At 46.0% G+C, this 9562-nt stretch carries 10 protein-coding genes; 4 read left to right on the top strand and 6 right to left on the bottom strand.

The genetic code is table 11. The features are described from left to right. The first annotated feature begins 89 nt into the window (after positions 1–89). The 3 genes from QT996_RS03115 to pgsA all read left to right on the top strand — a co-directional run bounded on the left by QT996_RS03115 (position 90) and on the right by pgsA (position 2411). Positions 90–755 carry a sugar transferase gene (locus QT996_RS03115; RefSeq protein WP_333044437.1) on the top strand — a complete coding sequence of 222 codons (666 nt, stop codon included), beginning with the start codon at positions 90–92 and terminating at the stop codon, positions 753–755. 83 nt (positions 756–838) lie between these two features. Continuing rightward, entirely contained in the window at positions 839–1684 is an 846-nt protein-coding gene (locus QT996_RS03110) for an ADP-ribosylglycohydrolase family protein (RefSeq protein WP_333044436.1), read from the top strand. A 208-nt stretch (positions 1685–1892) separates the two neighbouring features. Continuing rightward, complete coding sequence (gene pgsA / locus QT996_RS03105) at positions 1893–2411, top strand: CDP-diacylglycerol--glycerol-3-phosphate 3-phosphatidyltransferase (protein ID WP_333044435.1); 519 nt, start codon at positions 1893–1895, stop codon at positions 2409–2411. Between the two features lie 61 nt (positions 2412–2472). On the opposite strand, the gene QT996_RS03100 is transcribed toward pgsA, so the two are convergent. From QT996_RS03100 to QT996_RS03080, 5 genes are all read right to left on the bottom strand, one after another. Then, entirely contained in the window at positions 2473–2682 is a 210-nt protein-coding gene (locus QT996_RS03100) for a type II toxin-antitoxin system HicB family antitoxin (protein WP_333044434.1), read from the bottom strand. After that, complete coding sequence (locus QT996_RS03095) at positions 2669–2839, bottom strand: hypothetical protein (RefSeq protein ID WP_333044433.1); 171 nt, start codon at positions 2837–2839, stop codon at positions 2669–2671. The genes QT996_RS03100 and QT996_RS03095 overlap by 14 nt, the downstream gene beginning before the upstream one ends. Positions 2840–3064: 225 nt before the next feature. Continuing rightward, positions 3065–4810 (bottom strand): diflavin flavoprotein, encoded by a 1746-nt coding sequence (locus QT996_RS03090; protein ID WP_333044432.1) that lies wholly within the window; start codon positions 4808–4810, stop codon positions 3065–3067. Then, complete coding sequence (locus QT996_RS03085; protein ID WP_333044430.1) at positions 4803–5432, bottom strand: hypothetical protein; 630 nt, start codon at positions 5430–5432, stop codon at positions 4803–4805. Before QT996_RS03085 ends, QT996_RS03090 begins: the two co-directional genes overlap by 8 nt. Before the next feature lie 152 nt (positions 5433–5584). Beyond that, positions 5585–7312: a diflavin flavoprotein gene (locus QT996_RS03080; protein ID WP_333044428.1), complete on the bottom strand. Its 1728-nt coding sequence runs from the start codon at positions 7310–7312 to the stop codon at positions 5585–5587. Positions 7313–7789: 477 nt separating this feature from the next. Here QT996_RS03080 and QT996_RS03075 point away from each other — a divergent pair, with 477 nt between their 5' ends. Beyond that, positions 7790–8383: a DUF4129 domain-containing protein gene (locus QT996_RS03075; protein WP_333044426.1), complete on the top strand. Its 594-nt coding sequence runs from the start codon at positions 7790–7792 to the stop codon at positions 8381–8383. A 388-nt stretch (positions 8384–8771) separates the two neighbouring features. On the opposite strand, the gene QT996_RS03070 is transcribed toward QT996_RS03075, so the two are convergent. Next, a partial coding sequence (locus QT996_RS03070; protein ID WP_333044425.1) for a Calx-beta domain-containing protein occupies positions 8772–9562 on the bottom strand: 791 nt, incomplete at its 5' end.

The following is a 9562-nucleotide window of genomic DNA, read 5'->3' as shown; positions in this document are numbered from 1 at the left end:
TTTGATCGCTGGCATTTATAATTATGAACTTTCTTTAAAGACTAAATTAGAGATCGCCTGAGACTTTCGCAAGAGGTCTATTATCCGAAATGCGATTCTTATTTTTTCAAGAATCTACTTACAAAGATTGTGTATCAAAAAATTCGGTTCACCGATCCGTAAGGAGCAAGGTCAAGCGGGCGATCGATATTTTGGGCTCGCTGCTGGGACTGGCAATTGCTGCAGTGGTGGCGGTGCCGGTGGCCGTGGCGATGCTGTGGGACAATCCGGGCCCGCTGCTCTACAGTCAAGTCCGCTGCGGCTGCAAAGGGCGGCTTTTCAGAATGTGGAAATTTCGATCGATGGTTGTAGGTGCAGAAAACCTCAAACATTTAGTTAGGAACCAAGCCAAGGGTCACATTTTTAAGAATGAAAATGACCCGCGAATTACGCGCGTCGGCCGCTTCTTGCGGTGCACGAGTTTGGACGAGTTGCCTCAATTCTGGAACGTGTTAGTTGGCGACATGAGTTTGGTGGGAACTCGACCGCCAACTCCCGATGAAGTTGCTGCCTATGACGAGTTCCACTGGCAGCGTTTGAATGTCAAACCCGGTATGACTGGGGAGTGGCAAGTCAACGGACGGTCTGGAGTTAAAGACTTTGACGAGATTGTACTCATGGATCTCGACTATCAGCGCAAATGGTCTGTTGTCTACGACATCACTCTGATTTGCAAAACAATTTGGGTGGTGTTGAGGAAAAACGGTGCGTGTTAATAGACTTGCTGTTTTGGGGTGTTTTGGGATTTTAAATCTTAGGAAAAAACAGGGGATGAAATAGTAGGAAACGGATTAAATATATGTTAATAGAATTAGCGATTGGTGACGCTTACGGTGCTGGTTTTGAATTTGTTGACCAGCAGACGATCGCATTGTACAACAATCTCAACGGGTACATCAAGCATCCCCGTCACGACATCCAGCCTGGATGTTATACCGACGATACGCAGATGAGTTTAGCCGTCGCAGAAGCTATCGTCAGCCGAGAACCTTGGACACCGGAACTTTTAGCCACCAAGTTTGTTGCAGCTTTTCACCGCGATCGGCGATTTGGTTATGCTGGCAAATTTTACAATTTTTTGCTGCAAGTTCAAGACGGAAAAGAATTTTTAGAAAAAATTCACTCCGCTAGCGATAAAAGCGGATCGGCGATGCGAGCCGGCCCAATTGGCATTTTTCCGACTGTTGAAAAAGTCATCGAAAATGCTACCATTCAAGCTGCAATTACTCACAACACTCCCGAGGGCATTAAAGCAGCTATAGCCGCAGCTTTGATGTCCCATTACTTTATTTATCAGCTAGGTTTAAAGAAAAATTTGGGGAATTTTCTAGAAAGGCACGTCGCTGGTGAATGGTCGATACCTTGGCAAGGAGAAGTCAGCGCTAAAGGTTTGGTCTGTGTCAGAGCAGCTATTACTGCTGTCATGCGAAATGATACTATGAGCAAACTGCTTCAAGATTGCATTGCATTTTCGGGAGATGTGGATACAGTAGCAACTATTGCTTTAGCTGCTGGTTCCTGTAGCAGTGAAATTGCCCAAGACCTGCCAGAAAATCTGGTACAAGGATTAGAAAATCAATCTTACGGTCGAGATTATATCATAGAACTGGATCGACAGTTAATGAATTGCGAGATCGACTTCTGACTTCTTCCTGAGATAGGTTAAATTCGTTAAATCCCTTAAACTGTTTCGTTGCCGAACTTCTTTCTATTAGGACTAAGGCCAACTGTCACAAATAGGGTTAAATTTTAGGTATGTAGTTGCGCTTGGGCGCTCTTTCCTAAGCTAAGAGCGCTAAAGCGCAGCTACATACCTTTGTGTAATTTTCCAGTTGGCCTTAGTCCTATCTATTATGAATTTGCCTAATTTGATTACTTTTTCTCGCTTGCTGGGAGTACCTTTCCTGCTCTACGGTTTGTACGACCCAAGCGTGCAAAGCCGCTGGATTTGCACCGCAATTTTTGTAGTAGCTGCGGCTACTGATTGGCTGGACGGCTATTTGGCTAGGAAGCTGAATCAAATTACCGATTTGGGTAAGTTTCTCGATCCTTTGGTGGATAAATTGTTGGTTCTCGCGCCACTTTTAGTGTTGATTGAGTTGGGTCGAGTCCCGGCTTGGGGAGTATTTTTGATTTTGGGCAGGGAGTTGACGATTGCGGGGTGGCGTGTTAATAAAACTACGATTTCGGGAGCTAATATTTGGGGCAAATTGAAGACGGTGAGTCAGATTGTGGCGATCGCACTTTTAATTGCTCCTCTGTCTGAAGCGTGGAATTTTCCCGCATTAATTGCTTTTTGGATTTCTGTGGCTTTAACTTTGATTTCTGGCGCTATTTATTTGTGGCCGGAAAAGACTGGTGACGAAAAGTAAGCTACCTTCTTGATTACTCGTCCCCAAGCTATTCCTGGTAACGAGTTAAATTCCTATTAAACTAAGCCGAAATTAAGCGAGCTTTCGGTTGAGGAATATAAGGCCCCAATTCCTCAGCCGTTTCAATCCACTCCTGCATAACAATCTGGATATTTTGTAGTGCTTCTTGATAAGTTTCGCCATCCGCAGCGCATCTGGGTAATTCCGGCACTTCGGCAATAAATGCTTGGTCTTCTTGACTCCAGTAGAGGATAATTTCATAGCGAAGCATCGTTTTCACCTCCTCGTTGGTGTTTGAGAATTACCTCACGAATTTGCCTGACTTGATAGGCTTTGGCTTGCGAGCCTTTGGGTTGAAGATTTAGGATTTCTTCAACACCATCTTTAGCAAATAAATATGTGGTGACTGCCGCGAATCCGTTCCTCAAAGCCGAGTCTGCGTAAAAGTTGGCAAAGTTGAGCAAAGGGTATATTGGCGTCGGTATTACCAAGTAAGATTTTAGCTAGCAGTTTGTCTGGTTGACTCACGCTCTATCCAAGTTATCAGTTATTTTATGATTGCATATTTCTGAGCTGGAGAGCAAACTTTACTCAGCAGTTAGCAGTCAGAAGTCAGATTGAAAAGTTCTGCCTTCTGACGAATGCCTTCTGCCTTAATAATGACTCCCAGATTTCCGGTAATGCACCGCTGTCACCCCGTCATTTTTCAGCAAATGACCGTTTTCAACCGCTGCATAAACTATCCAGTGATCGCCACATTCCATCCGACTTATCACTTCGCATTCCAGATAAGCTAAAGCATCAGTCAAAACCGGACAGCCGTTGCTAGCTTCCATTGTTTCGACTCCCGCAAATCTGTCTTCTCCGGGAGCAAAGTTTTTCATGAAATACTTCCGCAACTGTCGCCCTTCGGCTAAGATGTTGAGCACAAACTTATCTCCGGCATACATCAAAGCTTCGATCGATCGATCTTTCGCCACCGCAATCGTCACACCGGGCGGATTAAACGTTGCTTGCGACACCCAGGAAGCCAGCATCGCACTGGTGACATCCCCCCGCTTCGCCGAGACTACACACAGCGAACCCACGAGTCTCCCTACGGCTTGTTCAGTGCGATCGCTCCCCGCTGCTAACTGCGGTTTCGGTGCCCGCAATTTTTGCGATCGAATCAAAGCTTGAGCAAAATCCGTTCCCGCTTCTTTGCACTCGTGAATCGTCGCCGCCGTCGGCTTAAATTTGGCTCGAATCGGCTCAAATCCAATTCGATAGCCGGCATCTTTCAGCTTGTTTTCCACTAAGTCGATCGCCTCTCCACTCCAGCCAAAAGAACCGAAAACCCCCGCTAATTTGCTCTTAGTTGCTGTAGATAAAACTATTCCCAAAGCAGTTTGAATTTGCGTCGGAGCGTGTCCTGCTAGCGTGGGAGTTCCGATGATAAACCCCGCGCATTTTTCGATCGCCTCTTGAATTTCTCCCGGTTCGGCAAATTCGCAGTTGATACTTTCCACCGCAACGCCGGCTTTCGTAATTCCTTTGGCGATCGCCTGGGCTAAAGTAGCCGTATTTCCGTAAGCCGAAGCATAAATCAAAGCAACTGTCAAGTCTTTTGAATTTTGTTGCTGGCTCCATTCCCGATACAAATTGCTCAGTTCATTAAGGCCGTAACGGACGATCGGGCCGTGACCGGGAGCATAAAATGCTGCTGGCAAATCGGCGAATTTATCCATTGCCGCCAGCACTTGTTTTGCCTGAGATGCGTGCAGGGAATCGTAATAATAGCGCCGATCTTCGCTGTAAACGCTCCAGCCTTCATCGAATACTTGGTCGCCGCAAACGTGAGCTCCAAATAGTTTGTCCGTGAACACGATTCGAGTGTGCGGATCGTAGGTGCAAAGTTGATCTGGCCAACGGGGAGTCGGAGTCGCGATGAATTTTAAGGCGTGACCTTTTCCTAAATTGAGAGTTTCTTCTCCCCGAACAATCATAATGTTTAATTCTTGGTCGGGAAAAGCGGCGCGCAAACTAATTGCGGCGGGATTCGTGCAAACCACAGCTACTTGAGGAGCTAATTCTAACAGAGCTTTAATTGTGGTTGCTCTGTTAGCATTGAAATGCCCCAAAATTATGTAATCCAGCTTGGTCAAGTCCACCCGTTGCTGCAAAAATTCCAGGTAATTTTGAGTAAAAGATTCCCCCGGCGGGTCGAACAAAGCAGTTTTGTCAGCTTGAATAATATAGCTGTTGGCTGTCGTACCCTTTTGCAGCGAATACTCGACTTCAAATTTGAGCCTATCCCAAGTGCGCGATCGCAGAATAAAAGTATCGAGTGCGATCGGGATAAACTGCACGTCGCGGGGTTTGGTATCAGAGGCGAGTCTAGGAGTCAAAGTATTAGTCATTAATTGCACCTATGAGAAACTGAACTACAGAACTTCTTTTGATTTCGTGCCAAAACTTGGTATCTACAATGTCAAACCTTGCGCCTCGACCCTGTAAATTGGTATCCAGGTCAGTCAGAAATTCCCTGGTTTTCAAATCGTCCCCAATTTGGATAAAGCTCACCCCAATTTCTTCGTCTTTATCTATTTTATTTGCTGTACTTACAATAATTTCAGCGACAGCAGCGGTATTTTCTGGTTTTTGATCTAGGACTGCAACAATTATTGCTCCTTTCTTTCCTTTGGCATTTGGTTGGCTTGCGAAATAATCGCTAAAAGTTGCTTTCAGAGCTTCTTCCAAATTATTTCCAGTCGGGTTTTTTGAATCCGGTTCCGTATTTTGTCGCTGCAAAATTTCAGCTAAGCGAGCAACATTTGAATTTTTATACTTCCACATAGGAGTAGAAGCTTCGTAAAGGGTGATGCCGTCGCTGTCAAATTCCTGACATTTTTTTGCTAAGTCGATCAGAGATGCCTGTGCTTCTACCCACTCCTCGTACCAAGGATGGTGAGGGTCTCTGCTGGCATTGCTTCTGGCAATAATAATTGTGTAATCTCGGTCTTCTAAAAGATTGGCAGGCATTGGCAATTCCCCTAGTTAAAATGGAAAAGCAAAAGGTAAGAAAAGGCTTATGGCGCACCGTAAGTTTAGCTGCCGGTAAGGTTCGCCACAAGCACCCTACGTTGAAAGTTTTGGCGTAGGTAAGGTGCCACATAAGCACCCGAACTTCCTACCTAATAATGATTTCCAACTTTTCTGTGGTGAACTGCCGGCAGTGCATCTGGATTGGAGACGCGGCCGCTATCGACGATCGCATATACGATATGATGATCCGAAAGTTCCATCCGGCTGACTACTTCGCATTCCATGTAAGCCAAAGCATCGGTCAAAATCGGAGAACCGTTGGTTGCTGGTTGAGTTTTAACTCCGGCAAATCGATCGGCACCCGGAGCAAAACGCTTTAAAAAGTGCCTCATCAAGGTTTGATAATTGCCTTCTTCGAGCACGTTGAGAACAAATTTATCACCCGCGTGCATCATCGATTCAATCGCCCGATCCTTCGCAACTGCTATTGTTAAACCCAGCGGTTTAAAACTTGCTTGCGTTACCCAAGAAGCTAGCATCGCACCGCTAACCTCGCCTTTTTGAGCGGTAATGATGTACAGTCCGCCACTGATCCGTCCCAAAGCTTTATCGAGGTCGCTGTCGAGGGCTTTCATCTGTTTGACAGCCTTGTCCCGCGTCAGCCACTGTCCCAAGTCGGTGCCGGCTTCGTCGCAAAGTTGATAACTCGCTTCTGTCGGTGATTCTTTAATTAAAATGTTGGGAAATACTTCTTTTAAACCCAACTCTTTTAACTTGTTTCTCAGCGGGTAAATAGATACGTCATCGCCACCGCCGGATTCGCACAAGCCGAAAGATTGTTTGTTGTTAGCCGCAACTAAAATTGTGTTGATAACAGCTTCGGCATTCGCAGCAGCAGTACCGCTACTCGGCGGCGAACAAATTACGATGCCGGCAGCATTACCGACAAGTTCGCGGGCTTCTTGCAAGTCGGCGATTCTCAAATCCATCATTTCCACAGCTACACCAGTTTTGGTGATACCGTGGGCGATCGCTTGGCTGAGTCGATCGCTAAATCCGTAGTCGGAGGTGTAAAATACCGCTACAGTGGTTTCTGCCTTAGCTTGCGCTTGGCTCCACTTTTTGTAGCGTCCGGTAAGTTCCACCACATTGTGCCGCAGCAGCGGCCCGTGACCGGTGGCAATTGTACCAATTTCTCCCAACTCTGCCATCCGCTTCATCGCAGCGAGTACCGATCGAGCGTTGGGAGCCATCAAGCACTCATAATAAAAGTGGTAATCTTCCTCAACTGCTGCTAAATCGTCATCGAAGGTGCTGTCGGTACAGTAGTGCATCCCGAAAGCGTCGCAGGTGAACAGCACTTGAGTTTTGCTGTCGTAGCTGAAAATAGTATCGGGCCAGTGCAAGTTCGGCGCCGATACGAATTCGATAATGTGGTCGTTTCCTAAATCTAGTTTGTCCCCGTTTTTTACTACCAATCGCTCAAATGGTTGGTGTACAAGGTTTTCTAAAAATTGAATTGCTACTTTTGCCCCCACGACAATCGCTTGGGGTGCCAGCGCCAGCACGTCTTTGACTAAACCGCTGTGGTCTGGTTCGGTGTGGCTGATAATTAGATAGTCAATCTCTTTCGGGTCAATTTCCCCCGTCAGAATTTCCATGTATTGCTGGCGAAACTTCTCGTGCGAGGTATCGACGAGGGCTGTTTTTTCACCGCGAATGATGAATGAGTTGTAAGTTGTACCGTTTTTGAGCCCGAATTCGATGTCAAAGCGGTCTCTATCCCAGTCCAGGCATCGAATTGCCGTTGTATCAGAGGCAATTTCGACTTTTTCCACCGTCAATCTGCGTTGGACTCGTTCAGTCAGCGCTACCATCAGTGCCTCCTTGTCTGTTACCCATTACCTTATTGTCTTCATTCTGACACGTTTTTTTTGTAAATCTTTATAAATTTTCTTATGAGGCTGTTAAGTATCCCAAAAGTTATGGCATAAGGCAGTTCGGCAACGCGCACTGAATCGGGATTTAACGGATTTGAGGAATAAGGAAAATTCAATAAAATCAATTTTGGATCTATAAACAGTTGACAATAAACTTATCTCTGTGGTAATAAAACTGAGTTCAAGCGGTTGGACGATCGCCGCTTTAGAAGAATATCACTCAAATGCGATTCTCGATCGCGCGGCGATTTGGATTAGGGACAATAACTCGGCATTTAAGTCAACCGAATCAAACGTAAAATGCGATCGCGCTCTATTATCCCAGATTTCTTTAAGAAGTCGGAGATTTGGGGATAATGATAGAATAAAAAATTTCCAATCCGCAATCAAAAATCTACTCATAGATGTAAATCTATGTGTGAAAGTTCCTTTAATAAAACTAATTTGGGTTGGCAATTAGGACAGTCGCAACAGCGATTGCAGGAGTGGTGGGAACTAAAAACTGCCCAAAATATACCGAATGTCAAATTGCCATCTTGGTTTTATTCCCCGATATTGGGTGCGATCGCTAAAGCCGCCTTTTGGTTAATCTTAGCATTGCTGGCAGTCTGGGCGAGTTGGCAGATTTGGCAAGGGTTACGTTTTTATATTCATAATTTCAAAAATAGGAATCAAACAACTGATGGAAGAGCGAAAAAAACAATTAACGATTTGTCGGTAGCAGAGTGGTTTTTGCGATCGCAAAATTTGCAGCAACAAGGCGAATACCGCCAAGCTTGCCGTTGTCTTTACATGGCTTGGTTGCAGCGATTAAATGATGCGGGAACCGCGGTTCACCAACCCAGCCGCACTGATGGCGAATACTTGCAATTAATCCAGCAATTACCCCAGCCCGTGCCTTACGAAACTTTGATAAGAATACACGAGCAACTATATTTTGGGAATACGGAAGCTGATGCCTCAACCTTTGAACAGTGTCAGCAAGCTTATCAACAAATTAAGGATTAATACCAATTTTTTATGAGGCCCCGTAGAATCCGATCCCCGCTAGCCCCCCTTATTAAGGGGGGGACAAGATTCCGATCTTTCGTCCCCCGTATTAAGGGGGATTTAGGGGGATCGAGATATGTGCAACTTCACATTAAATTGGTATGGCCTCCTTGCAAGGGAATCCCGTCTTGCCTGACATTGCTAACTTTGTTGCTGTCTGGCGCACTACCCGAACGAAAGTCAGTAATTGGGTGACAATGCTCGCTGCTGTTAAGCTAGGGAAGATTTTACCCGCGTACCTCGCTTTCTTGAAAAAAGCTGTAGTGAGGAATCAGACTGATAAAAAGCATTTAACTACTTGCGGGAGATATTAGTAGAGCAAGGATTCCTCGCCCTACTAACAGCCTTAAATCAGAGTAATGTCAACGCCTGGCTGAGTGCCGATATTCGCACCTGGGCCAAAGCCAAAACTCACGTTTCCACCCATCAAACCTAGATTATTGTTAATCGTCAGACTAACGCTAGTTTGACCGGGAATAAAGCTAACCGTCCCTCCACTACTATTCCCACCAGGTGGATTGGTAATGGTGTAGTCTGTGCTGTATGCAGGTGCACTAGGATCAGGAAGAATGAAATAGTCGACCGAAGCCGAAACCGAAGTATTGCCAGTCCGATTAATTGTCACAGTTCCCGAAGTATTATCAAGAATAGAAACAGTAGACTGACCGTAAGAGAAGGAAGGCGGAGGCACAGGAGTATTATCAATAATGCTCAAAATTGCCACTGACGGACTAGCCACACTGCCACCACTCAAGAACAAACCCACCGTTTCAGTAGGCTCCGTGAGAGGGTCATTTGCAGTTAGAACCGGAACTTGTGCGCTAGTTTGTCCGGCTACAAAATTGACCGTTAGAAACACACTGGAGTAATCCACTTGAGAACCCGTAGACTTAGCACTACCGCCACCCGTGCTGAACGTAATCGCACTCGGTGCCGAAACGTTGCCACCGCGAAAGATGGTAATCGGCGCACTGCTGCCCTCGGTGACGCTGTAATTAGCCGCACCGAAGAAATAGTTTGGAACGGTCGTTGCCGCCGTAGGCGTCGTCCCAGTTGGCGTCGGAGTTACCGTTGTCCCAGTTGGCGTCGGAGTTACCGTTGTCCCAGTTGGCGTCGGAGTTACCGTTGTCCCAGTTG

The sequence above is a fragment of the Microcoleus sp. S13C4 genome, assembly GCF_036700865.1.
In the GTDB taxonomy this organism is placed as follows: Bacteria; Cyanobacteriota; Cyanobacteriia; order Cyanobacteriales; family Microcoleaceae; genus Microcoleus.
The sequence above is the reverse complement of the archived record's forward strand: the minus strand, read 5'-3'. Positions and strand labels throughout refer to the sequence as shown.

Coding starts and splice junctions, on each gene's coding strand:
- QT996_RS03115 (WP_333044437.1), top strand. CDS start 90: ATGCGATTCTTATTTTTTCAAGAATCTACTTACAAAGATTGTGTATCA.
- QT996_RS03110 (WP_333044436.1), top strand. CDS start 839: ATGTTAATAGAATTAGCGATTGGTGACGCTTACGGTGCTGGTTTTGAA.
- pgsA (WP_333044435.1), top strand. CDS start 1,893: ATGAATTTGCCTAATTTGATTACTTTTTCTCGCTTGCTGGGAGTACCT.
- QT996_RS03100 (WP_333044434.1), bottom strand. CDS start 2,682: ATGCTTCGCTATGAAATTATCCTCTACTGGAGTCAAGAAGACCAAGCA.
- QT996_RS03090 (WP_333044432.1), bottom strand. CDS start 4,810: ATGACTAATACTTTGACTCCTAGACTCGCCTCTGATACCAAACCCCGC.
- QT996_RS03085 (WP_333044430.1), bottom strand. CDS start 5,432: ATGCCTGCCAATCTTTTAGAAGACCGAGATTACACAATTATTATTGCC.
- QT996_RS03080 (WP_333044428.1), bottom strand. CDS start 7,312: ATGGTAGCGCTGACTGAACGAGTCCAACGCAGATTGACGGTGGAAAAA.
- QT996_RS03075 (WP_333044426.1), top strand. CDS start 7,790: ATGTGTGAAAGTTCCTTTAATAAAACTAATTTGGGTTGGCAATTAGGA.